The following is a 24,105-nucleotide window of genomic DNA, read 5'->3' as shown; positions in this document are numbered from 1 at the left end:
GGGCCGGGCTTGCGGGGCCCACCGGGTCGGAGGAGTCTCGTAGGAGAGGCCCGGTGCGGCCCGCTCGGGACCGGGCCGGGCCCTCCAAGGAGGCCGTCATGACAACCTCGGCAGAAGCCGGTTTCGGCACCCACACACTGCGCCGGGGCATCGAGGCGCAGACGTCGGCACCCATGGTCTCGCTCTACGCGGACGACGCCGAACTGCGCATCGTGGACCGCAACACCCAGCCCAGCAACCCGAAGGTCCTGCACGGCCGGGACGAGATCGCCGCCATGCTCGACGACGTGTACAGCCGTGACATGACGCACCGGCTGGAGCGGTGCGTCGTCCAGGGCGATCATGCCGCCTACAGCGAGAGCTGCCTGTACCCCGACGGGGTGCGGGTGCTCTCGGAGTCGATGATCTCGCTGCGGGACGGCAAGATCACCGAGCAGACGATGATCCAGGCCTGGGACGAGTGATCCGCCGCAGGCGACACCGATCCTGACAAATAAGACAAAAAGGGTGTGTTAACCCGGCTGGGGTGGGTAGGCGGGCTCGTATCACCTCCGATCGCGGGAAGGAGGTCCGTGACAGAGCAACTACTCGCAGCGTCCGGGCCGCTTCACCGGAACGAAGCGGCCCGGCCCTTCGGGCGCCGGCCGGGCGTGCCCGGCCGGCGCGGACGCCCCGGGAACGGCCGTCACCGGCGCGGTGGCAGCCGGTGCAGTTCCAGATCACCGAGCCGGCCGTCGTTGAGCATGCCGGTGAGATAGGTGTGGTGGGGCTGTCGGCGGCGGTCCGTCGGTGAGCCCGGGTTGAGCAGACGCAGTCCCGTGGCGGCGGTGGAGTCCCACGGGATGTGGCTGTGCCCGAAGACCAGTACGTCCAGGTCGGGAAAGCGTGCGGCGCACCGGGCTTCCCGGCCCCTCGCGGGACCCGTCTCGTGGACCACGCCGAAGCGCAGACCGTCGAGTTCGGCGTACGCGATCTCCGGCAGACGGGCGCGCAGTTCGGGTCCGTCGTTGTTCCCGTACACGGCGACGAGCCGGCGGCTGCGGCTCTCGAGCAGGTCGAGCGTGGCCGTGTCGACCCAGTCCCCCGCGTGGAACACGACGTCGGCCCGCGGCAGTTCGTCGAGCAGGGGCGCGGGCAGCCGCTTCGCCCGCCGGGGCAGGTGGGTGTCGGACATCAGGAGCAGGCGCACGTTCAGCACACTAGGGCCTGCCCCGGGGGGCGCGTGTCGCCACGCCCAAGTGGGCGCTCGGGCACGCCGGTCGGCGCGGTTTCCGAGGGATGATCACGGCACGGTCTCGACGGCGTTTGAAAGCCGGGACCACGGTGGCCACGGAGTTACGATCGGGCAACGCACGACAAGCCGCCCGTTCGACGGCAAGCGACCCGAAGGGCCACAAATCCAGATGCCGGTCAAGGTCAGCGTCATCATTCCCGTCTACAACCCGGGGATCTACATCGAGGACTGCATCTCCTCCCTGCAACGGCAGTCGCTGCCGCCCGACTCCTACGAGGCGATCTTCGTCGACGACGGCTCCACCGACGGGACTCCACAGCGGCTCGACCGGCTGGCCGCCGAGGACCCCCGGATGCGGGTGATCCACCAGGAGAACTCCGGCTGGTCCGGCAAGCCGCGCAACGTCGGGATCGCCGCCGCCCGGGGCGAGTTCGTGATGTTCGTCGACAACGACGACTACCTGGGCGACGAGGCCCTGGAGCGGATGTACGCCTACGGCGTGGCCAACGGCGCGGATGTCGTCGTCGGCAAGATGGCCGGCAAGAACCGCGGTGTGCCGGTGGAGTTGTTCCGCCGCAACCATCCGCGCGCCACGGTGGAGAACGCGCCGCTGATCGACAGCCTCACCCCGCACAAGATGTTCCGCCGGGCGTTCCTCGACGACATCGGGCTGCGCTTCCCGGAGGGGCGGCGGCGGCTGGAGGACCACGTCTTCGTCACGGAGGCGTATCTGCGGGCGGCCAACATCTCCGTGCTCAGCGACTACGTCTGCTACTACCACATCAGACGCGACGACGCCTCGAACGCCGGTTTCCAACGCTTCGACCCGGTGGGCTACTTCAAGAACCTCCGCGAGGCGCTCGACGTGGTCGAGCGGTACACCGAGCCCGGTCCGGTGCGTGACAGGCTGTTCCGTCGCTGGCTGCGGGTGGAGATGGTGGAGCGGCTGCGGGCCCGGCGGCTGCTGGGGCTGCCGGACGACTACCGCAGGGAGTTGTTCACGGAGATCCACAAGGTGGTCGTCGAGCGGTTCGGCCCGGCTGTGGCGGCCGGACTGCAGCCGACGCAGCAGGTGGTCGCCTCGCTGACGGCGGCGGACCGGTACGACGACGTGGTGGCCTTCGCCGAGTGGGAGGCCGGGGTCGCGCCGACGACCGTGCCCACGGGCGTGGAGTGGGAGGGCGGTTCGCTGTGTCTCGGCTTCACCGCCGAGTACGTCTCCGCGGGCGCGCCGATGACGTTCCCCGCCGATGCCGCCCCTGCCCCGCTGACCGACACGCCGAAGAACGTGGAGGAGGCGGTGGCATGGGTCGGTGCTCAGACCGCGGCCCGCTTCGACCAGGCCACGGCGGATCTGCTGCTGCGTGAACGGGCCAGCTCCGCCCAGTACTTCCAGCCCGTGGAGTTCACCCGGGAGACGGTGCCCGTCGACGACGGCGAGCGGGTGCGGCTGGTGCTGCGTGCGGCCGCCACGGTCGACCCGGCCGCACTCCCCGGTGACGGGCTCTGGGACGCCGTCGTACGGGTCAAGCTCGGCGGCTGGACCAAGGAGTGCCGGCTGGGCCCGGCCCCGCGCGCCACCCGCTCCGAGCCGTACGCCGGCGTCGCCGCGGGCCGGGCGTTCCTGCCGTACTGGACGGAGCCGCACGGCAATCTCTCCCTGGACGTCGCCGTCCGGGGCAGGCGGCTCGGTCTCGGCCAGGTGCGGCGGCCGGACGTGACGGTCTCGGGGGCCCGGCTGCGCGCCCGGGTGCCGCTGCACGCCGACGACGGCACCGGGGTGCGGCTCCGGTTCTCGTCCGGCGGCCGGACCCTGTACGCGCCGGGCACGCTGGCCGGTGAATTGGAACGGCCGGGGTCGCGGCTGGAGGCGACGCTGCCCTCGGGGCTCCCCCGGGGGATCTGGCGGGTCGCGCTCTGCCTTGACCCGGACGCCGCCGAACCACGCTTCGAGGGACTGCCGTTCGCGCTCCGCACCGGCGGGGGCGGGGTGCTGGTGGTGCCGATTCCGCACCCCGGTGCCGTACGGAAGCTGGTGCGCAGGGCGCGGCGGATGCTCGGCGCCGCCCGGAGGAGGGTGGCTCCACTGATCGACGGAAGGCGATGACGGTGCGCGCACTGGAGTTGGAAGGGGCCTGGGTGCTGGAGCCCAAGGTCTTCCCGGACGACCGGGGCAGTTTCCACGAGTGGTACCGGGGTGAGGAGTTCCGCGAGGCGACGGGCTACGACCTGTCCCTGGCGCAGGCCAACTGCTCGGTGTCGCGCCGCGGGGTGCTGCGCGGGGTGCACTTCTCCGAGGTGCCGCCCGGCCAGGCCAAGTACGTGACCTGTGTGCGCGGCGCGGTCCTCGACGTGGTGGTCGACCTGCGGGTGGGGTCGCCGTCGTACGGGCGGTGGGAGGCCGTGCTGCTGGAGGACGACACCCGGCACGCGGTGTTCCTGGCCGAGGGGCTCGGGCACGCCTTCATGGCGCTCACCGACGACGCGACGGTGGTGTACCTGTGCTCGACGGGCTACGCACCGGGCCGCGAGCACGGGGTGCATCCGCTGGACCCGGCGCTGGGCATCGCCTGGCCGGAGGGCATCGACCCGGTGCTGTCGTCGAAGGACGAACAGGCGCCCACGCTGGCCGAGGCGGAGCGCCTCGGCCTGCTGCCCTCGTACGAGGCCTGCCGCGCACGCTACGAGGAGCTGCGCGGCAGGGGACTCAGCGGCTGACGCCGACCTGGTCGAGCGCGCGGCGCAGGGGCTCCCAGCCCAGGCGCCGCGGCAGGCCGCGGTTGCGGGCCTGGGTGAGCGGGCGCCAGAAGCCGGCCTCGATCAGTGCCTCGGGCGGCACCGCGCCGGCCCGCTCCAGGATCGTCTCGGGGACCTTCTGCGGGTCGGGCACCTTGTACTCGGCCATGATCTCGTCGTACTTGTCGTGCAGCACGGTGTTGTCCGGGTCGGCGCCGAAGACCACGAGCTGGCCGGTGGGCTGGGTGTCGACCAGGACGGTGACCAGGTCGGGGCGGTAGCGCGCCAGCACTTCGGTGATCTTGTAGACGTCACCGGTCCAGGCCGTGGTGTGCCGGTCCCGGGCCGCCTCGTCGACGCTGCGCGGCAGCATGTCGTCGAGGACGATCACACTGGCCCAGTCGGAGTGCTTCTCGACGTTCATGAAGTCGCGCAGGGCGTACTCGAACAGGTGCATGCCGTCGATGAACGACAGGTCGAGCGTGGTGCGCCGCCAGTGCCCGATGGGGCTGCGGCCGCGGCGGAGGTTGCGCAGCGGGTGGCGGCCGCCCTTGAGGTGGGCCAGCGGGTTGTCACGGGCGAAGAAGTCGTCACTGGTGGCCTTCACCAGGTGGACGTCGCACTTCAGCTCCGAGACGACTTTGAAGGCGGGGTCGACCGCGATGCTGGGGACGCGTGACAGGCGCAGGCTGCGGCCGTCGTTGACGCCGATCTCCAGGTAGTTGCGGTTGGCGCTGGCCTTGTGCAGTTCCCGCAGGAACTCATGGCGTTTCACGAAGGGGACTCTCCTTGCGGATGCGGGGCAGTGCTTCGTGCAGGGCGACGCGCCAGTCGCGCGGCGCCGGCAGGCCGATGTCCTGCCAGCGGCCGTGTGCGAGGGCGCTGTACGCGGGGCGCCGGGCGGGCCGGGGGAAGGCCGCGCCGGTGGTGGGCCGCACCCGCTCGGGGTCGGCGCCGATCAGCCGGAACACCTCCCCGGCCAGCTCGTACCAGGTGGCCTCGCCGGAGCTGGTGGCGTGGAAGACTCCGTGCACGTCGTCGCCGAGGCGAGGGCCGAGGTCGGCTATGCGTTCGGCGACGTCCACGCTCCAGGTGGGCTGCCCCCGCTGGTCGTCGACGACGTCGACGGTGGGGCGGCGGGCCTCGAGACCGATCATCGTCCGCACGAAGTTTCTACCGTGGACCCCGTACAGCCAGGCGGTGCGCACGACGGCGCTCGCGCCGGGCAGCTCCTCCAGCACGGCCCGCTCGCCGGCCAGTTTGGAGCGGCCGTAGGCGGTGCGCGGGGCGGTCGGGTGGTCCTCGGGATAGGGGGTGGCGCGGGCGTCGCCGGAGAAGACGTAGTCGGTGGAGACATGGATCAGCCGGGCGCCGTGCGTGGCGCAGGCGCGGGCCAGCAGGCGGGGTCCGTCACCGTTGATCCGGGTGGCGCGTTCCTCGTCGGTCTCGGCGTCGTCGACGGCGGTGTACGCGGCGCAGTTGACCACGATGTCGGGGTGGTGCTCGGTGAACACCCGCTCGACGGCCTCGGCCCGGGTGATGTCGAGGGCGGCCCGGTCGAGGGCGGTCACCCGCTCGCCGCGCCGGGTCAGTTCGTCGACGGTGTCCCGGCCGAGCATCCCGCCCGCCCCGGTGACCAGCCACTTCATGACTGCTCCGTGACGCGCCGCTTGAGCGGCTCCCACCAGGCGCGGTTGTCGCGGTACCAGGCGATGGTCTCGGCGAGGCCGGTGGTGAAGTCGTGACGCGGGCGGTAGCCGAGTTCGTCGCGGGCCTTGCTCCAGTCGACGGAGTACCGCAGGTCGTGGCCCTTGCGGTCCTCGACGTGCTCGACCCTCTCCCAGCCGGCGCCGCAGGCTTCGAGGAGGAGCCCGGTGAGGTCCCTGTTGGTGAGTTCGGTGCCGCCGCCGATGTTGTAGACCTCGCCGGCCCGGCCCCCGGTGCGCACGAGGTCGATGCCCGCGCAGTGGTCGTCCACGTACAGCCAGTCGCGGACGTTGAGGCCCTCGCCGTACAGCGGGACCTTCCCGCCGTCGAGGAGGTTGGTGACGAACAGCGGGATGACCTTCTCGGGGAACTGGTGCGGCCCGTAGTTGTTGGAGCAGCGGGTGACGCGGACGTCCAGACCGTGGGTGCGGTGGTAGGCGAGGGCGAGCAGGTCGGAGGAGGCCTTGGACGCGGAGTAGGGCGAACTGGGTTCGAGGGGGTACTCCTCGGTCGCCGAGCCGGACGCGATCGATCCGTAGACCTCGTCGGTGGAGACGTGCACGAAGGTGTCCACGCCGTGGCGCAGGGCGGCGTCGAGGAGGACCTGGGTGCCGACCACGTTGGTGAGGACGAAGTCGGACGCGGTGAGGATGGAGCGGTCGACGTGGGACTCGGCGGCGAAGTGCACCACCTGGTCCGCCTCGGCGGTCAGTTTGTCGACGAGGTCGGCGTCGCGGATGTCACCGTGAACGAACTCCAGCCGGGGGTGGTCGAGTTCGAGGTTGTCGAGGGTCCCGGCGTAGGTGAGCGCGTCCAGCACGGTGATCCTCGGCGCCTCGGGGGCGTCGGGCGCGTCGGCGGCGAGCAGCGTACGGACGTAGCGGGAGCCGATGAAGCCGGCGGCTCCGGTGACGAGGAGGTTCATGAATGGATCTGCACCTTGCTGTGGTCTCCGAGGACGAGTCGGTGGGCGCTGGGGACGCTGGGGGCCGGGGTCACCTCGACATGACGGCCGATCAGTGAGGACTCGATGCGGCGGACGCCCTCGATCGAGGAGTCCCGCAGCACGATGGAGAACTCGAGTTCGCTGTCGGTGATCCGGCAGTTCTCCGCGACGGAGGTGAACGGTCCGACGTAGGAGTCGCTGACGACGGTGCCGGCGCCGATGACGGCGGGGCCGACGACGCGCGAGTTGCTGATCCGGGCCCCCTCCTCCACCACCACCCGGCCGATGGTCTCGGAAGCGGTGTCCACGTCGCCGTCGATCCGGCGCTCGATCCCTTCGAGGACGGACCGGTTGACCTCCAGCATGTCGACGACGTTGCCGGTGTCCTTCCAGTAGCCCTGGATGACGGTGCAGCGCACCTCGGCGCGGGAGTCGATCAGATGCTGGATGGCGTGGGTGATCTCGAGTTCGCCGCGCCAGGACGGCTTGATGGCGCGCACCGCGTCATGGACGGCGGGCGTGAACAGATAGACGCCGACGAGGGCGAGGTCGCTCTTGGGACGCTCGGGTTTCTCCTCCAGGCCGATCACCTGCCCGCCCGCGTCGAGTTCGGCGACACCGAAGGAGCGCGGGTCGGCCACCCGGGTGAGCAGGATCTGCGCGTCGGGCCGGTGTCTGCGGAACTCCTCGACGAGGCCGGTGATGCCGCCGACGATGAAGTTGTCGCCGAGGTACATCACGAAGTCGTCGTCGCCGAGCCAGTCGCGGGCGATCAGCACGGCGTGCGCCAGCCCCAGCGGCTGCTCCTGGGGGATGTAGGTGATCTGCAGGCCGAACTTCGATCCGTCACCCACCGCGTTCTCGATCTCCGCGGCCGTGTCACCGACGATCATCCCGACCTCGGTGATACCCGCGTCCGCGATCGATTCCAACCCGTAGAAGAGCACGGGTTTGTTGGCCACGGGCACCAACTGCTTGGCCGAGGTGTGGGTGATCGGCCTCAGTCGGGTTCCGGCGCCGCCGGACAGCACGAGAGCCTTCATCTGACTCACTTTAGTGGTGCGTGACGGATGGAACGTCACTTGTTTCAACGGTTCGTTACGAAATCCCCGACGAAAACCGTCCGGTCGCCGTGATTCCGGCGCGTGACGATGTGCGCGGGACCGGGTCGCGCTCATCGGCCGTATCACTCGAAGGGATGACCCGGGCGCCGGGACCGTTGTCGGCGGCCGGTGCCACCACGCGCTCACCGGTGCGGGACGAGTTCCGCCCACACCTGTTTGCCGCCACTGACCGGGAGTGTCCCCCAGGCCGCCGACACCGCTTCGACGAGCAGGATGCCGCGGCCGCCGGTGGCCTCCCAGCCGATGCTGCTCGGCTTGACGGGACTGCGCGGCGAGGCGTCGGCGACCGCGAGGCGGAGCCGGTCACCGACGAGGGTGAGGTCGAGACGGACCTGTCCCTCGGTGTGCACGAGGGCGTTCGTGACCAGTTCGGAGACGATGAGCAGGGCGGCGTCGAGGTCCTCGGTCGTGCCCCAGGAGCGCAGGGTGCGCCGGGTGAAGCGGCGGGCGTGGCCCACCGCCTGGGGCACCCGCCACACCGTCCAGCTCTCCCGCAGCGGGCGCAGGGCCATGCCGTCGTAGCGCATCAGCAGCAGGGCGACGTCGTCGCTGCGCGCGGCCTTGCCGAGCAGAGTGTCGGCGACGAGCCCGAGGTGAGCCGGGTCGACGTCGGCGAGCCGGCGGGCGAAGCAGTCCATGCCCTCGTCGATGTCGGCCTCGTGGGACTCGACCAGGCCGTCGGTGGTGAGGGCGACGGTCGTGCCGGGCTGGAGCCGTAGCGGGCTCATGGGGAAGTCGGCCTGTGTCATGACGCCGAGTGGTGGGCCGCCCTCCGCCTCCGCGATCTCGGTGCGGCCGTCCGGGTGCCGCAGCACCGGCGGCAGGTGCCCGGCACGTACGCACCAGGCGGAGCCCTGCTCCAGGTCGACGTCGACATAGCAACAGGTCGCGAAGAGGTCGCTCTCCATGTCGATGAGCAGCCGGTTGGCGCGCGACACCACCACGTCGGGCGCGTGCCCCTCGACGGCGTAGGCGCGCAGCGCGGTGCGCATCTGTCCCATGAGGGTGGCGGCGCCCGTGCTGTGCCCCTGGACGTCGCCGATGACGAGGGCGACGTGGTTGTCGGGCAGCGGGATCACGTCGTACCAGTCGCCGCCGAGTTCCAGGCCGACCGTGCTGGGCAGATAGCGGGCGACGGCGACCGCGCCGGGCAGCCGGGGCAGCCGGCGCGGCAGCAGCTGGCGCTGGAGCATGCCGACCAGCTCGTGCTCGGCGTCGAAGGCACGGGCCCGCATCAAAGCCTGCCCGGCGAGGCCGGCGGCGGCCGTGAGCAGGGCGCGTTCGTCGGCTCCGAAGTCGTGCGGGGCGTCCCAGCCGATGAGGCAGGCGCCGGCCATCCGGTTGCCGGCGGGCAGCGGCAGCACGGCGAGGCCGCCCGGTCCGACCTCGGCGAGGGAGGTCTCCAGCGGGCTGCCCGCGGGCCAGATCCGGGGCCGGCCCTCGCGCAGGACGGCGGCGAGGGTGGGCATGGTGCGCACCGGCGCCTCGGGCCATTCGGCGCGCCACTCCGCGCGCCACAGATCCGGCCAGGCGTCCGGTTCCGGCGGGTCGAGGACGGTGACGACGAGCCGCTCGCTCTCCAGTTCGGCGACCGCGATCCGGTCGGCTCTGAGCGGCCCGCGCAGGGCGGCGACCACGGCCCTGCCGACATCGCGGACGGTGACCGCGGTGGCGAGTGCGGCGGCGAGGCGCTGCACCCGGGCCACGTCGGTGACGTCGGAGCGCAGCGTGGACGCGTCGGCGACGGAGCCCACGAGGCGGGCCGGACGGCCCTCTCCGCCCTGCAGCAGCCGGCCGCGGAGCCGGAGCCACTTCGGCGGGCCGGTGGGCTGCAGCACCCGGAACTCCAGCTCGCGCTCGCCGACGGTCAGGTGGTCGGCCTCGACCACCGACATCACGGAGGGCAGGTCCTCCGGCACGGTCAGCCCCATCAGGGTCTCCACCCGGCCGTCGAAGTCGTCCGGGCCGAGGCCGAACAGGTCCAGGACGTCGTCGCCCAGCCGGACCCGTCCGGTGTCCATGGCGAGGCTGAAGGTGCCCGGCGGCAGCTCGCCGCCGCCGTCGGCGGCCGGCGGCTCGGGAAAGGCGACCGCGTCGGCGACGAGCCCCAGGCAGACCCGGTCCTCGGGGTCGAAGCCGCCGGGGCGCTCGCTGACGGCGAGCAGGCAGCCTCCGGGATCGTGACGCACGGGCAGGGCGGCGAGGGAGAAGTCACGAGCGGGTACGCGCCGCGCCTGGGCCTGGGCGGCGAGCTCCGTCGGTCCGAGCCACACCGGCCGGCCGCCGCGTACGGCCTCGGCGGCCGGGGAGTGCCCGGCGACGGAGTAGCTGTCGCGCACCCCGCACAGGGTCCGCGGGATCCCGGCCGACTCGACCAGGAGCAGCTGCTCGCTCTCCGCGCTGGGCGTGTACACGGCGACGAGCGCGGCGCCGGCGAAGACGAGGGCCTGTTCCAGGACCCGGCGCAACCGGTCCGGTGTCTCCGGTTCGGCGGTGATCGCCGTCAGGGCGGCTTCCGCGCGCAGCGTCCTCGTGCTGCGTCCCGCAGCGCCCTCACCGACCACGTTGGCCATTACAGCGCTTGTACGGGCCCCGCGCAGCCCCTGCGGCGCCCCGTCGCGTTCCGGCGGTCCGCCAGGCCGCTGACCGCGACGGACCCGCGGGGCGCGCCGGAGCGGACCGGGTGCCGCGCGGCTCGCCGTGCGGGGCGGGCCCGCAGGGGGGAGATTGGGTTCTCGGGGCGGGCGACGCGGCCGAGCGAGGAGGTGGTCGGCGTGTCCGAGGGGCAGTCCTCCGCGTGGGTGCCGCCGGGCACGCGGGCGCCGGTCGGCCGTCCGATGCTCTCCCTGACGCTCACCGCGATGATGGACGAGGTGCATGCCCACTCCGGCGCGGTGTACCTGGTCGCGCCGGACCGGCCGGTGCTGGAGATGGCGGTGGCGGCGGGGCTCCCCCGGGCGTTCGCGGCGCCCTGGGAACGGGTGGCGCTGAGCGCGCCGATCCCGGTCGCCGACGCGGTGCGCGAGCGGCGTCTGGTCTGGGTGGGCGGCGAGGAGGAGATGGCGCGGCGCTACCCCCGGATCGCCGTGGTGCTGCCGTACCAGTTCGCGGTGGCCGCGCTGCCGCTGGCCACCGCGACCAGGGCGTACGGCGCGGTGTTCGTGACCTGGCCCGGCGGCCGCCCGCCGGAGCTGTCCGAGTGGGAGCGTGATCACCTGACCGCCGCCTGCGACCGTCTCGCGGCGCGGCTGGAGCGGGCCGCCGAGGAGAGTCTGCCGCTTCCTTCGGAGCCGGATCTGCTGGCCGCGCCGCTGGTGAGCGGCATGGCCGACACGCTCGGCACGGTGGAGGCGGCACGGATGGCGGCCCGGCTGCCGTACGGGTTGTGCTCGCTCGATCTGAACGGGCGGGTCGGCTTCGCCAACGCCGCCGCGGCACATCTGCTGGACACCCCGGTCGACCGGCTGCTCGGCGCCCAGCTGTGGGCGGCCGTACCGTGGCTGAACGATCCCGTGTACGAGGACCACTACCGGGCCGCGCTGCTCAGCCAGCACACCACGTCGTTCGTGGCGCTGCGCCCGCCCGGCGAGTGGCTGTCGTTCCGGATGTATCCGAGTACGACGGGGCTCAGTGTCCGGATCAGCCGGGCCCGTACCGCGGCGGACACGGACCGGGCCGCGCGGCAGCCGGGCACCGCTCCGGCCAGGCTCGTGACCATCTCCCAGCTGCTGCACCTGGCCGGCACGCTGACCGAGGCGGTGGGCGTGCAGGACGTGGTGCAACTGGTCGCGGACCAGATCGCCCCGGCGGTGGGCAGTCAGGGACTGGTGATCCTCGGCTCACGGGCGGGCCGGCTGCTCGTCCTCGGGCACCGCGGGTATCCGGATCCGCCCGTCGTCGAGCGGTACGACGGGATGCCGCTGTCCGAACCGACCCCCGGCGGTCAGGTGCTGCGCACCGGCGTGCCCGCGTTCTTCGAGTCCCGGGAGGAACTGGAGCGCCTGTATCCGGTCCTGATCGTGAACCCCTCGGGCTTCTCGTCGTGGGCCTACCTGCCGCTGATCGCCTCGGGGCGCCCGGTGGGGACGTGCGTGCTGGCCTACGCCTCGCCGCACCACTTCACCACGGAGGAGCGGGCGGTGCTGACGAGCCTGGCCGGGCTGATCGCCCAGGCGCTGGAGCGGGCCTTGCTCTACGACGCCAAGCACCGGCTGGCGCACGGGCTGCAGGCGGCTCTGCTGCCGCACACGCTGCCGTCGCTGGCCGGGATCGAGGCGGCGGCCCGCTACCTGCCGGCCACTCAGGGCATGGAGATCGGGGGCGACTTCTACGACCTGGTGCCGACGCAGGGGATGGCGGCGGCGGTGATCGGGGACGTGCAGGGGCACAACGTGACGGCGGCCGGGTTGATGGGGCAGGTACGCACCGCGGTCCGCGCGTACACGACGGTCGGGCAGCCGCCCGAGGAGGTGATGCGCAGCACCAACCGGCTGCTGCTCGAGCTGGGTTCCGAGTTGTTCGCGAGCTGCCTGTATCTGCGGCTCGATCCCGCGCGCGGGCGGGCCGTGATGTCCAGGGCGGGCCATCCGCCGCCGTTGCTGAGGAGGCCGGACGGCCGGGTGCGGGTGCTGGACCTGGCCGGTGGTCCGCTGCTGGGCATCGACGGTTCGGCGACGTATCCGACGACCGAGGTGGACCTCTCCCCCGGGTCGCTCCTCGTCCTCTACACCGACGGACTGGTGGAATCACCCGGTACCGACTTCGAGGACGCGCTGGCCGATCTGGGCCGCCTCCTCACCGCCCTCGGGGACCGTCCCCTGGACGACCTCGCCAACGCCCTGGTCCAGCACGGTGCGCGCCCGGAGGGACGGGTGGACGATGTCGCGCTGCTCCTGCTCAAGGCGCTGCCGCCGGACTGAGCCCGCCCTCGGCCGCCCTGTGCGCCGCCGCCCCGGCCCCTGCCACGATCGCGTGGCGGGGGTCCGGGGCGGCGGCGCACCACGGGCGCTCCGCCCGGTGCGGTCGGGCGGGTCCCGGTCAGTGGGTTCCGGTCAGTGGGTTCCGGTCAGTGGGTTCCGGTCAGTGGGTTCCGGTCTGGCCGCCACCGTCCTCCGCATACCGGCCGGCCCCGTAGCCGGCTCCCTGTCCGGCCCCGTCATCGGCCCCCTGGCCGGCATCCTGACCTGCTCCGTCACCGACTCCCTGGCCGGCGTCCTCATCGCCGATTTCACCGCCGGCTTCACCGCCACCGGCGTCCTCACCGACCGCCTGGTCGCCGGCTCCGGCGCCCGCGCCGCCCTCGCCGAGGGTCGCGCCGACCGCGGCCAGGGCAGTGGTGACCGGCTGGAAGAACGTCTCGCCGCCGACGGTGCAGTCGCCGCTGCCGCCCGAGGTCAGACCGATCGCGAGGCCGTCCTGGGTGAACATCGAGCCGCCGCTGTCGCCAGGCTCGGCGCAGACGTCGGTCTGGATGAGACCGGTGACCGTGCCCTCCGGGTAGTTCACCGTGGCGTTGAGACCGAGCACCTGGCCGTCGGCGAGCCCGGTGGTGCTGCCCATCCGGAACACCTCCTGGCCGACGGTGGCCTCGGCGGCCCCGGTGATCTGCACCGTCTGGCCGCCCACGTCGACGTCGCTCGGCGCCTGCGTGTTCGGGTCGTCGTACTTGGCGAGCGCGAAGTCGCCCTCGCCGGGGAAGACGGCCTGGTCGATGGTGGCGATCGGGGCGCCGCCCTGCTGGTCGGACCACTGCTGCCCGCCGAGCGCGCAGTGACCGGCCGTCAGGAAGGCGGGGGTGCCGTCGCCCGCGGTGACGTTGAAGCCGAGGGAGCAGCGGGAGTTGGCGGCGAAGATGGCGTCCCCGCCCGAGGCGAACGTCCTGAACGTGCCCGCGGACTTCTTGATGGTCGCCATGCCGGAGCCGAGGCCGCGCACGGTGGACTCCAGTCTGTCCCACTTGTCGCCGGTCACCGTGGAGTCGGCGGTGACCAGGATCTTGTTGGTGCGCGGGTCGACGGCCCACGAGGTGCCGGGGATGGTCGCCTCGGTCTTCAGCGTCCGCGCGCCGGCCTCCAGCTCGGTCATGCTGTTGTCGACCTCGCGGACGGTCGCGCCCGCCTTCTTCGCCTGCACGATGACGTTGTTGTTGTCGCCCGGCACGACGTTGACGACGAGCTGCTGTTTGCCCCCGTCGTAGTAGGAACCGGCGAACGCGTCGCCGAGGAGCCCGGCGAGCTGCGAGGCGAGATCCGAGGCGTCCGCGGCCTTCAGGGTCTTCGGCGCCGCCGCCGCGGCGTCGTCCGTCGCGCCGTCCTGTGACGCGTTGGCGTTGGGGAGCAGGATCGCGGCGGCGCCGAGCGCCACCACACCGCCCACCGCTATCGCGGCCTTGTGCTTCGGAATTCGCTTGTGACTCAAACTTCTCGACCTCCTGGGGGGACCGGAGTCGTGTCGCCGTTCGGCGACTGTCGGCGCCTGGATGGCTGTTGGTACGCACGGGTCCGGCAGGGCGTTCAAATCCTTTTGCGGACACCGGGTTCACACCGCGGAATCGGCCAACTCATGTGCCCCGCCGACCGTTTGGGCAGCCACCCGGAAGCAGTACGCACCGCGATCGAGCGCGCACCCTCCGTCGCGGACGGTGAGCGGAATCCCGGCTTCAGCGAATCTGCACACCGGCTGCCCAACGCGGTCACCGGAGTCGGGGGTCGCCCACGGGCCGGCCGTCCCCCTCACACCTTTGGGACCGGTGTGCCGGATTCCGGTCCGAGGGGCGCAAGCGGCGGGACGGGTCGATGCCGTGAGCCATGTGAAGAAGTCGCCACCGGGCCGTGCCCTTCTCTGCACTCTTGAGCTCCACAAAGCCGCAAGTTCGCTGGTGGGAGGTTTGTTTGATTGGAAGCCCGGAGCCGGGGCGTGCTTTGATCCATCGCACCGCAAGGCCGTTCCGGGCATCCGGCGCCGGGGTCCGGCGCTCGCGGTCGCGGCTTTCCCCTGCCCCCAGAGGAGGCCGCTCTCCCCCTTGTGCCATATCCATACGAAGGGAAGTTCCATCATGAACTCCACCCCCCAGGTCGAGACCGTCGAGATCTCCGACGCCGAGCTCGACAACGTCTCCGGCGGCCTGTCCGTGAACGCCGTGAACGCCGTCACGGGCGCGGTGGACGGCATCGCCCCGGTCTCCGGCCTGGCCGACACGGCCATCGGCACCGTCGAGGGTGTCACCGGCCTGAACACCGCCCCGGTCACGAACCTGGTCGCCGGTCTCTGATCGCGCCCTCGTGTCGCTGAGTCCCGGAGCCGCCCCCCGGCTCCGGGGCTCGGCGTTGCTCCAGGTCCCGCCGCCCGGCGGACGGGACGTCACGACAGGCCCCGGCACCCCCGGCCGGCCCGCCCGCCGGCTCAGCCGAGCCGTACCCCGCCGTCCTTCGCAGAGTTCACGCAGGTGAGGGAAGTACCGTGCAGTTCCGCCAACAGGCCCTCGCCAAGCTCCAGTCGCCCGAGGAGCTCGATCTCCCGGTGCGCTTCGCCCGGCCACAGGGCTGGCTGGTCCTCTCCGTGACCGTGGTCGCCATGGCGGCCGCCTCCGTGTGGGCGGTGACCGGGTCCGTGACCTCCACGGTGGCCGCGCCCGCCGTCCTGACGCACGGGCAGGGCAGTTACGTCCTGCAGAGCCCCCTCGCCGGGCAGGTCACCGCGGTCCTCGCGAAGCAGGGCGAGCGGCTGCCCGCGAACTCCCCCGTCCTGAAGGTCCGTACCGAGCAGGGCGACACCGTCGTCCGCACCCTGGACGCCGGCCGGATCACCACACTCGCCGCCAGCGTCGGGCAGATCATCACCACCGGCGCGAACGTCGCCGCCGTGGAGAAGGTCGCCGACGCCGACGACCCGCTGTACGCGACCGTCTACGTCCCCGCCGAGAGCGCCGCCGGTATTCCCGCGCGCGCCGCGGTCGACCTCACCGTGCAGTCGGTGCCGAGCCAGGAGTACGGCGTGCTGCGCGGCGAGGTGAAGTCGGTGGACCGCTCCGCTCAGTCCGCCCAGCAGATCGCCGCGTTCCTCGGGGACAGCCAGTTGGGCGAGCAGTTCACGAAGGAGGGCAGGCCGGTGGCCGTCACGGTCGAACTGGAGAAGTCGTCCGCCACGAAGAGCGGTTACCGGTGGTCCTCCGCCCAGGGGCCGCCGTTCCCCCTGACCTCGATGACCCTGGCCTCGGGCTCCGTCCGACTGTCCGACGAGCGTCCCGTCGACTGGCTGCTGCCGTGACCACCGCACGGGAGAACCGCGGCCGGCGCCGTGCCGCCCCGCCCAGGCGCAAGGTGCCCAAGGCACGCGGGAAGACCGTCCGTACGCCCACCGTGCTCCAGATGGAGGCCGTGGAATGCGGCGCCGCCTCCCTGGCGATGGTGCTCGGCCACTACGGACGCCATGTCCCGCTGGAGGAGCTGCGGATCGCCTGCGGTGTCTCCAGGGACGGCTCGCGCGCCAGCAACCTGCTGAAGGCGGCCCGAAGTTACGGGCTGACCGCCAAGGGCATGCAGATGGATCTGGCCGCCCTCGCCGGGGTGACGGCGCCGGCCATCCTGTTCTGGGAGTTCAACCACTACGTCGTCTACGACGGCATGGGCCGCCGTTTCGGCCGTCGCGGGGTGTTCGTCAACGACCCCGGCAAGGGCCGCCGTTTCGTGCCGTTGGAGGAGTTCGACGGCAGTTTCACCGGTGTCGTCCTGACGCTGGAGCCCGGGCCGGACTTCACCCGGGGCGGTCGCAGGCCGGGCGTCCTCGGTGCGATGCCGGCCCGGCTGCGCGGCACGGCGGGGACGATGCCCGCCGTGGTGCTGTCGAGCCTGCTGCTGGTGGCGGTCGGCGCGGCGGTGCCCGGGCTCAGCCGTACCTTCATCGACGAGTTCCTGATCGGCGGCCGGACGTCGATGCTGGGCGTGCTGTTCACGTCGATGGGCGCCTGTGTCCTGCTCACCCTGGTGCTGACCTGGCTCCAGCAGGCCAACCTGCTGCGCGGGCGGCTCGTCTCCTCCACGCTGTCCAGCGCCCGCTTCCTGCGGCATCTGCTGCGGCTGCCGGTGACGTTCTTCTCCCAGCGCAGCCCGGCTGACCTGGTGCAGCGCCTGCAGTCCAACGACGCCGTGGCCGAGACGCTGTCCCGGGACCTGTCGGCGGCGGGCGTGGACGCCGTCGTCGTCCTGCTGTACGCGGTGCTGCTGTACACGTACGACCCGCAGCTCACCTTCGTCGGGATCGGGGTGGCGCTGCTCAACGTCCTGGCGATGCGGATCGTCATCCGGCTGCGCGCGACCCGTACGGCGAAACTGCGCGCGGACACCGCACGCCTCACCAACACGGCGTACACCGGTCTGCAGCTGATCGAGACGATGAAGGCGACCGGCGGCGAGGACGGCTACTTCCGCAAGTGGGCCGGGCAGCACGCGACCACGCTGGAGGAGCAGCAGCGGCTCGGTGTGCCGAGTGCCTGGCTCGGCGTGGTCGCGCCGACGCTCGCCACGCTCAACAGCGCGCTGATCCTGTGGATCGGCGGTATGCGCGCGGTCGAGGGGCACGTCTCGGTCGGTCTGCTGGTCGCCTTCCAGGCGCTGGTCACCCGGTTCACCGCGCCGCTGACCCGGCTCAACGGTGTCGCGGGCCGGATCCAGGACTTCGCGGCGGACGTGGCCCGGCTGAAGGACGTGGAGAACTTCCGGGCCGACCCGCTCTACGGCCGCCCCGGCGCCGGGGAGTCCACGCGCCGGCTGCACGGCCATGTCGAACTGCAGAACCTCACCTTCGGCTACAACCCTTTGGACAAGCCGCTGTTGACCGGCTTCGACCTGACCGTCGGGCCGGGCCGGCAGGTGGCGCTGGTCGGTGGCTCCGGCAGCGGCAAGTCCACGGTGTCCCGGCTGCTCTCGGGCCTGTACACGCCGTGGGAGGGTGTGATCCGGATCGACGGGCAGCGCATCGAGGACATCGCGCGCGGGGCGCTGGCCGCGTCCGTCTCCTTCGTCGACCAGGAGGTGTTCCTCTTCGAGGGCACCGTCCGCGACAACGTGGCGCTGTGGGACCCGTCGATCCCGGACGAGGCGGTGGAGGAGGCGCTCCGGGACGCGGCCCTGTACGACGTGATCACGCGCCGGCCGGGCGGCATCCGCAGCCGGGTCGAGCAGGACGGCCGGAACTTCTCCGGCGGGCAGCGCCAGCGCCTGGAGATCGCGCGGGCGCTGGTGCGGCGGCCGAGCATCCTGGTGCTGGACGAGGTGACCAGCGCGCTGGACGCCGAGACCGAGCTGATCGTGATGGACAACCTGCGCCGGCGCGGCTGTGCCTGTGTGGTGATCGCGCACCGGCTGAGCACGGTCCGGGACAGCGACGAGATCGTCGTCCTCGACCACGGCACGGTCGTGGAGCGCGGCCGGCACGAGGAACTGGTGGCGCGCGGGGGCGCGTACGCCGCGCTGGTCAGGGAGCGGTGAGATGACGACGACCGTGCAGGAGCGGGAGGGGCACGGGGGCGACCTCGTGCTGGGGGCGCTCGGTTCGCTGGGCACGCGGATGGACTGTGCCGGGTTCAACCGGCTGGATCTGGCGGGGCCGCAGACGCTGTGGCTGATCGCGGCCGGCGCGGTGGACCTGTTCGCCGTCGACGCCGAGGAGCGGGGCCACTGGCACCACCTGGGCCGGCTGGAGGCCGGCTCGCTGCTGCTCGGCCCCGGCACGGGACCGCGGCACACCCTGGTGGCCCGGCCGCTGCGGGACTGCGTGGTGCGCCGTATCGGCCTGCGCGAGCTGTACCGGGCGGCGGACACCCAGACCTGGTCGTACGACGAGTACGGCAATCCGCAGTACGTCCCGCCGACCACGAGCCCGCTGGAGTACGCCCTCGCCCTCGGTGTGGGCCGCAGTCTGTCGGTGCTGTTCCAGGCGCCGATGGCCACCGAGCGGGCCGCCGCGCCCAGCGACGACGACGTGTTCTGGATGCAGGTGCCGCCGGGCAGCGTGCAGTACGGCTCGCTGTACGGCGCCGAGGCCGCGGCGGACCTGCTGATGGACCCGGCGCTGTGGCAGAGCCTGGTCGACCAGCAGTACCGGCTGATGACCACGCTGGACCGCTGGATCGAGCAGCTGGAGCACACCCACGAGACGCGCACCGCCGAGGGCATCAAGGCCGGTGAGGCGGTCCGCGTCCAGGCCGACCGGACGCTGCTCGCCGCCATCGGCAAGCGGTCGGCGCAGGGAACGACCGCGGCCGACGCGGACGCCACGTACGCGGCCTGCGAGCTGGTCGCGCGGGCGGCCGGGATCACGCTCGCCGAGCCGGCCCGGCCGGGCACCGGCGGCGATCGTCTCGATCCGGTCGAGCAGATCGCCGTCGCGTCCCGTCTGCGCACCCGTGCCGTACGGCTGGACGGGCGCTGGTGGCGGGACGACGTCGGTCCGCTGGTGGGTCACCGGGCGTTGTCCGGCGCGCCGGTGGCGCTGCTGTGGCGGCGCGGCGGATATGTCGCGGTGCATCCCGCGACGGGGCGTGAGACGCCGGTGGAGAAGGCGAACGCCGCGGAGTTCGAGCCGCAGGCGGTGATGTTCTACCGCCCGCTGCCCGAGCGGCGGCTCAGCCCGCTCAGGTTGATGCGGTTCTGCATGTCGGGCACCCGCGGCGATCTGACGGGGCTGCTGCTCAGCGGTCTGGTCACGGTGGCGATCGGGGCACTGGTGCCGATCGCCACGGGCAAGGTGCTCGGCGAGTTCGTGCCGAAGGCGCAGACCGGGCTGATCGCGCAGGTGTGTCTCGCGGTGATCATCGGCAGTGTGGTGGCCGCCGCCTTCATGCTGCTGCAGAACCTCACCCTGCTGCGGCTGGAGGGCCGGGTGGAGGCCACGCTCCAGCCGGCCGTGTGGGACAGGCTGCTGCGGCTGTCGACGTCGTTCTTCACCGAGCGCTCGACCGGTGAGCTGGCGAGCGCGGCCATGGGCATCAGCGCGATCCGCCGGCTGCTGGCCGGGGTCGGGCCGACGGTGGCCCAGTCGGTCACCGTCGGCGCGATGAACCTGGGGCTGCTGCTGTGGTTCAGCGTGCCGATGGCGTTGGCCGCGATCGGGATGCTCGTCGTCATCGCCGCGGTTTTCACGGGGCTCGGGCTGTGGCAGGTGCGGTGGCAGCGGCGTCTGGTGGTGCTCACCAACAAGCTGAACAACCAGGCCTTCCAGACACTGCGCGGCCTGCCGAAGCTGCGGGTGGCGGCGGCGGAGAACTACGCGTACGGGGCGTGGGCGTCCGAGTTCGCCCGCAGCCGTGAGCTCCAGCAGAAGGCCGGCCGGATCAAGAACCTGACGGCGGTGCTGGGCGCGGTCTATCTGCCGCTGTGCACACTGGCGATGTTCATGTTGCTGGCGGGCCCGGCGCGCGGTTCGATGACGGCGGCCGAGTTCCTCACCTTCAACACGTCGGTGACGATGGTGCTGACCTCGGTCACCCAGCTGACCGGCGCGTTCGTCTCCGGGGTGGCCGCGCTGCCGCTGTTCGAGCAGATCCGGCCGGTGCTGGACGCGACGCCCGAGGTGCGGGCGGCGAGCACCCGGCCGGGCCCGCTGAGCGGGGCGCTCGAGGCACGGCGGGTGTCCTTCCGCTACTCGGACGACGGTCCGCTGGTCCTCGACGACGTCTCCTTCGAGGTGCGGCCGGGCGAGTTCGTGGCGGTGGTCGGCCCCAGCGGCTGCGGCAAGTCCACACTGCTGCGGCTGCTCATCGGCTTCGACCGGCCGCTGTCGGGAAGCGTGCTGTACGACGGTCAGGACCTGGCCGCGCTCGACCAGTCGGCGGTGCGCCGGCAGTGCGGTGTGGTGCTCCAGCACGCCCAGCCGTTCACCGGTTCCCTCCTGGACGTCATCTGCGGCACCGAGCCGTACACGCCCGAGGAGGCGATGGCGGCGGCCGAGATGGCGGGGCTGGCCGAGGACATCCGGCGGATGCCGATGGGACTGCACACCATCGTCTCGGGCAGCGGCTCGGTCTCCGGTGGCCAGCGGCAGCGGCTGATGATCGCTCAGGCGCTGATCCGCCGGCCGCGCATCCTCTTCTTCGACGAGGCGACCAGCGCCCTGGACAACGAGACGCAGCGCACGGTGATCGAGAGCACCAAGGCGCTGCGGGCCACCCGGGTCGTCATCGCGCACCGGCTGTCGACGGTGCTGGACGCGGACCGGGTGGTGGTGATGGAGCACGGCAAGGTGGTCCAGCAGGGCCCGCCGGCCCACTTGCTCGCCGACCCGGCCGGGCGACTGCACGAACTGGTGCGGCGGCAGATGGCGTGACGCCGGCCCGCGGATCGGCGAGAGCGGCCCGGAGGGCGGCGTCGGACATGAGCCCGACATGCTTCTGGAGTCGTTTTCCCGCTTTCCCGTCTTCCCGTCTTCCCGTCAAGGAGAGCAAGTGTCCAAAAACGCCGGAGGCCGGCGGGCGGCCCCACTCCGCCCGCCGGCCCCCTTGTGCGAGACCGCACGTTCCGCGAGGAGGTCGGTACTCCCCAGTACCCCGACCGCCGCGCGGTCACGGGAACCGTGCGGTCCCGGTCTCAGAACGTGAGGACGCCCGAACCGTGGGCGTTCATCACGCATTCGTTGGGGAAGGTGCGCTCGTGGGACACGCGCCGCCCCTGCCACACGCCGTCGACGGTGACCACGACCGGGTCGTACTGCTTGGTGCAGAACACTCCCTCCGCGGCGGTCAGCGCGCGCAGGTCCCCGCCCACCCCGGCCAGTTCCCCGCACGCCGCGGCCGCGGCCGGGTGGGTGCCCGAGGTCTCGGGGGCACAGGTCAGGGTGACGGCGCGTTCCGGCGTGACGGCCGCCGCGCTCTCGCCGCGCCCCATGGTGAGCACGAGGGCCGACGGGGCGTAGAGCGCGGACGGGTCGCCGCTCGGGGCGGCCGACGCGCCGAGGGACAGAGGTGCGCAGACGGCCGCGGCCGTCAGGGCGAGGGTGGCGGCCCAGCGCGCGGTGTTCCGCATTGTGTGCATCCTTCCGCTCGTTTCGACGAGGTGCCGGACCGTGCTCGGTGGTGCCGGACCGGCGAGCGGGAGTCTGCCGAGTCCGCCGCGGAAACACACGTCGACCCTGCCGGTTTCGGTAACCTTGCGTATTGAATCAGTGGCGCGAAGTCACGGAAAGCGGAAGCGTGAGCCCTGTAATCACAGGGGTACCGCGTGTGCGAAGTGGCCAGATGGCCGAATTCCCATCGCTCAGCAATAGGCCTGAAACATTCCGATCCCGTTCTCGGCCGACCATTCCGCGACAGCTTCTGTTCATGATTCATCCGCCGCCTGATCGCCGAACCGGACCTCGCCCTAGCCCTGCCGGGGGGTGGAGTGGAGTGTGCCGGGGCGGTGGACTGCCCCGCCCCGGCTCACGGCTCACGGCTCACGGCTCACGGCTCACGTCAGGAGTCCTCGGCCGACTCCACCGGTTCGGTCACCCAGCGCTGACCCTCGGCCCGGTCCCGCACCCTGACGACGATGTCGGCGTTCGCGTCAGGGCCGGCCGGGGCGAGCGCCATCTGTTCGTCCCAGCGGGGCAGCAACTCGCCCTGCACGGTGAGGTCGTAGCGCACGTCGTCGCCCCGGCCGTCGTTCTCCTCGGCGCAGGTGGCGAGGACGACGACGCCCGCGTCCTTGTGCGAGTCCAGGCACAGACCGGGGTCGGCCACGCTGCGCAGCAGTCCGTCGTCCTCGTAGGTCCACTGCTGGCTCCACCGCGAGGAGCACGGCGCCAGCCGGGTGCCGACGCCGTTGCGGGGCTCGCCCCGGGTGTCGAGGCACAGACCGGAGGCGGCGTTGCGCAGGAGGGTCTGCTCCGGCCCCGTGGGCAGGCCGGCCACGCCCGGCGGGGACTCGGTCGGGACGACCCCTCCGCCGCCGGCCGCGCTGGTGGCGCCCGTCGGGTCGGTGCCGCCGTCGGGTGTGGAGGGCCCCGCGATGAGCACACTCACCAACACCCCGGCCGAGACGGCTCCGAGGCCGGTGAGCAGGGTGCGGGTGGAGCGCACCGCGTCCGGAAGCCCCAGGCCGGTGAGGCGGGCGGGTGCGGGAATCCGGGACAGGAGGCGGTGCCGGCTGCCGCCGGACCGTCCGCCGCCGCCCCGCTGTCCGCGGCGGGCGGCGCGGCCGCCGCGCGGGCCCGGTGCCGCCCGGCCGGGGCGGGAGTCGAGGTAGCGGCGTGCGCCCCAGCCGAGGACCGCCTCGGCGAGGAGTGTGCCGAGACCGCCCTCGAAATGGCTCAGCTGCTCGGCCGCGTTCCGGCAGTACCGGCAGTCCGTCAGGTGCTGCTGCACATCGGGGAGCAGCGTCTTGCCCCGGCGGATGGGCACGTCGAGGAGTCGGTTGTAGAACCGGCAGTCCTTCGTGGGCGCGAGTTCCTGATGGGCGTGGACGCAGCCCTGACGGAATGTCTCACGCGCCTGTTCGAGCGCGCCCGACGCGATGTCGGGATCGATGCCGAGCAGACCGGCCGGGACCGATATGGGTTCCGCCTCGACCTCCACGTGCCAGAGCACGCAGCGCGCGAGGGCGGGCAGGGAGCGGAAGGAACGCTGGGCGAGCGTGCGGTTGTCCGGCGTCATCGTCTTCGCCGCGCGCATGCCGCGTCCGCCCGCGGGTTTTTGCAGGTCGGGCAGAGCGTCCGCCGTGCGGTCGTCGGCGGCCCATTCCCGGACCGTGTCCCGCACGGCCACCAGCAGCACCGGGCGCAGCGCGACGGCTGGTTCGCCGAGGGCGATCCGGTCCAGGACCCGGTGCTGTGCCGCCGCGGTGACCATGGCGGCCGTCGGCCCCGACGAGGCGAGGCAGACGGTCGCGTAGTCGTGCATGGACGTCCAGTGACGCGCCGTCAGCAATGCCACGGACCGGGCGGCCTCGCTCTCCGGGCGGCCTCGAAGCCGCGTGGCGAGGGCCTCGTCGGACTCCCCCGGATCCCCGCCGGGAGGGGGGTACGGAGGCCGACGGGGGTGAGGGGTGGGCACTGAGGTGGTTCCTTCCCACGCGCAGGTGACACAGAAGTTCTGACGCCCAAAAGGGAAGTCCCCGAGTGGTCCATACCTCTTGGCGGCTTTGCGCGGGAGGACGCGAATTCACCGACGGTGAAATCGGATCCGGTTCGTCAACGCGCGTGCGACCCCGGATTTTACCCCCCTCGCGGGTGGCCCACTCTCACACACCCGCACACGGCCGACAAGGCGCTCGGGCAACCTCCGCCCGTTGACAGGAAGTCGACACGATAAGCCCGGTCGGCACCCCTCTCACCGGCTTTCCACCTGCATGTTTTCCCCGGCGTTTCCCCCTGCGTTTTCCCCCGGTCCG

Annotated in this window: 17 protein-coding genes; 8 read left to right on the top strand and 9 right to left on the bottom strand. The window is 72.2% G+C overall.

What is annotated here, in order from left to right:
• Positions 1-98: 98 nt before the first annotated feature.
• The gene (locus ACVW19_RS32805) at positions 99-464 is read left to right on the top strand and encodes a nuclear transport factor 2 family protein (RefSeq protein WP_457464103.1); all 366 of its coding nucleotides are present in this window, start codon (positions 99-101) and stop codon (positions 462-464) included.
• A gap of 221 nt (positions 465-685) precedes the next feature.
• Here the strand turns inward: ACVW19_RS32805 and ACVW19_RS32800 are convergent, their stop codons facing one another.
• Entirely contained in the window at positions 686-1,189 is a 504-nt protein-coding gene (locus ACVW19_RS32800) for a metallophosphoesterase family protein (protein ID WP_457464101.1), read from the bottom strand.
• A gap of 214 nt (positions 1,190-1,403) precedes the next feature.
• Here ACVW19_RS32800 and ACVW19_RS32795 point away from each other — a divergent pair, with 214 nt between their 5' ends.
• The gene (locus ACVW19_RS32795) at positions 1,404-3,341 is read left to right on the top strand and encodes a glycosyltransferase family 2 protein (protein WP_457464100.1); all 1,938 of its coding nucleotides are present in this window, start codon (positions 1,404-1,406) and stop codon (positions 3,339-3,341) included.
• Positions 3,342-3,343: 2 nt separating this feature from the next.
• Positions 3,344-3,952 carry a dTDP-4-dehydrorhamnose 3,5-epimerase gene (gene rfbC / locus ACVW19_RS32790; RefSeq protein WP_457464889.1) on the top strand — a complete coding sequence of 203 codons (609 nt, stop codon included), beginning with the start codon at positions 3,344-3,346 and terminating at the stop codon, positions 3,950-3,952.
• On the opposite strand, the gene ACVW19_RS32785 is transcribed toward rfbC, so the two are convergent.
• The 5 genes from ACVW19_RS32785 to ACVW19_RS32765 form a co-directional block, all read right to left on the bottom strand.
• A complete protein-coding gene (locus ACVW19_RS32785; RefSeq protein ID WP_457464099.1) occupies positions 3,942-4,745 on the bottom strand; it encodes a class I SAM-dependent methyltransferase in 804 nt (267 codons plus the stop codon). The two genes, rfbC and ACVW19_RS32785, sit on opposite strands and share 11 nt — an antisense overlap.
• Positions 4,732-5,619: a dTDP-4-dehydrorhamnose reductase gene (rfbD, locus tag ACVW19_RS32780; RefSeq protein ID WP_457464098.1), complete on the bottom strand. Its 888-nt coding sequence runs from the start codon at positions 5,617-5,619 to the stop codon at positions 4,732-4,734. Before rfbD ends, ACVW19_RS32785 begins: the two co-directional genes overlap by 14 nt.
• Positions 5,616-6,602 (bottom strand): dTDP-glucose 4,6-dehydratase, encoded by a 987-nt coding sequence (gene rfbB / locus ACVW19_RS32775; protein WP_457464096.1) that lies wholly within the window; start codon positions 6,600-6,602, stop codon positions 5,616-5,618. Before rfbB ends, rfbD begins: the two co-directional genes overlap by 4 nt.
• Positions 6,599-7,666, bottom strand: coding sequence for a glucose-1-phosphate thymidylyltransferase (locus tag ACVW19_RS32770; protein WP_457464095.1), 1,068 nt, complete (start codon positions 7,664-7,666; stop codon positions 6,599-6,601). Before ACVW19_RS32770 ends, rfbB begins: the two co-directional genes overlap by 4 nt.
• A gap of 203 nt (positions 7,667-7,869) precedes the next feature.
• Positions 7,870-10,320 carry a SpoIIE family protein phosphatase gene (locus tag ACVW19_RS32765; RefSeq protein WP_457464093.1) on the bottom strand — a complete coding sequence of 817 codons (2,451 nt, stop codon included), beginning with the start codon at positions 10,318-10,320 and terminating at the stop codon, positions 7,870-7,872.
• A gap of 201 nt (positions 10,321-10,521) precedes the next feature.
• Between ACVW19_RS32765 and ACVW19_RS32760 the strand changes: the two genes are divergently transcribed.
• Entirely contained in the window at positions 10,522-12,666 is a 2,145-nt protein-coding gene (locus tag ACVW19_RS32760; RefSeq protein WP_457464092.1) for a SpoIIE family protein phosphatase, read from the top strand.
• A gap of 160 nt (positions 12,667-12,826) precedes the next feature.
• On the opposite strand, the gene ACVW19_RS32755 is transcribed toward ACVW19_RS32760, so the two are convergent.
• The gene (locus ACVW19_RS32755; RefSeq protein ID WP_457464091.1) at positions 12,827-14,164 is read right to left on the bottom strand and encodes a S1 family peptidase; all 1,338 of its coding nucleotides are present in this window, start codon (positions 14,162-14,164) and stop codon (positions 12,827-12,829) included.
• A 637-nt stretch (positions 14,165-14,801) separates the two neighbouring features.
• Between ACVW19_RS32755 and ACVW19_RS32750 the strand changes: the two genes are divergently transcribed.
• From ACVW19_RS32750 to ACVW19_RS32735, 4 genes are all read left to right on the top strand, one after another.
• Positions 14,802-15,017 (top strand): type A2 lantipeptide, encoded by a 216-nt coding sequence (locus ACVW19_RS32750; RefSeq protein ID WP_457464089.1) that lies wholly within the window; start codon positions 14,802-14,804, stop codon positions 15,015-15,017.
• A gap of 188 nt (positions 15,018-15,205) precedes the next feature.
• The gene (locus tag ACVW19_RS32745; RefSeq protein ID WP_457464087.1) at positions 15,206-16,012 is read left to right on the top strand and encodes an HlyD family efflux transporter periplasmic adaptor subunit; all 807 of its coding nucleotides are present in this window, start codon (positions 15,206-15,208) and stop codon (positions 16,010-16,012) included.
• A complete protein-coding gene (locus ACVW19_RS32740) occupies positions 16,009-18,231 on the top strand; it encodes an NHLP family bacteriocin export ABC transporter peptidase/permease/ATPase subunit (protein ID WP_457464085.1) in 2,223 nt (740 codons plus the stop codon). Before ACVW19_RS32745 ends, ACVW19_RS32740 begins: the two co-directional genes overlap by 4 nt.
• Before the next feature lies 1 nt (position 18,232).
• Complete coding sequence (locus ACVW19_RS32735) at positions 18,233-21,067, top strand: NHLP bacteriocin export ABC transporter permease/ATPase subunit (protein ID WP_457464084.1); 2,835 nt, start codon at positions 18,233-18,235, stop codon at positions 21,065-21,067.
• A gap of 260 nt (positions 21,068-21,327) precedes the next feature.
• Here ACVW19_RS32735 and ACVW19_RS32730 read toward each other — a convergent pair whose 3' ends face one another.
• Positions 21,328-21,762, bottom strand: coding sequence for a subtilase-type protease inhibitor (locus ACVW19_RS32730; RefSeq protein ID WP_457464083.1), 435 nt, complete (start codon positions 21,760-21,762; stop codon positions 21,328-21,330).
• A 428-nt stretch (positions 21,763-22,190) separates the two neighbouring features.
• A complete protein-coding gene (locus ACVW19_RS32725) occupies positions 22,191-23,768 on the bottom strand; it encodes an RICIN domain-containing protein (protein ID WP_457464081.1) in 1,578 nt (525 codons plus the stop codon).
• Positions 23,769-24,105: the final 337 nt, after the last annotated feature.

The organism is Streptomyces sp. TE5632, from assembly GCF_054061295.1.
This window is presented reverse-complemented; position numbering and strand designations above follow the sequence as displayed.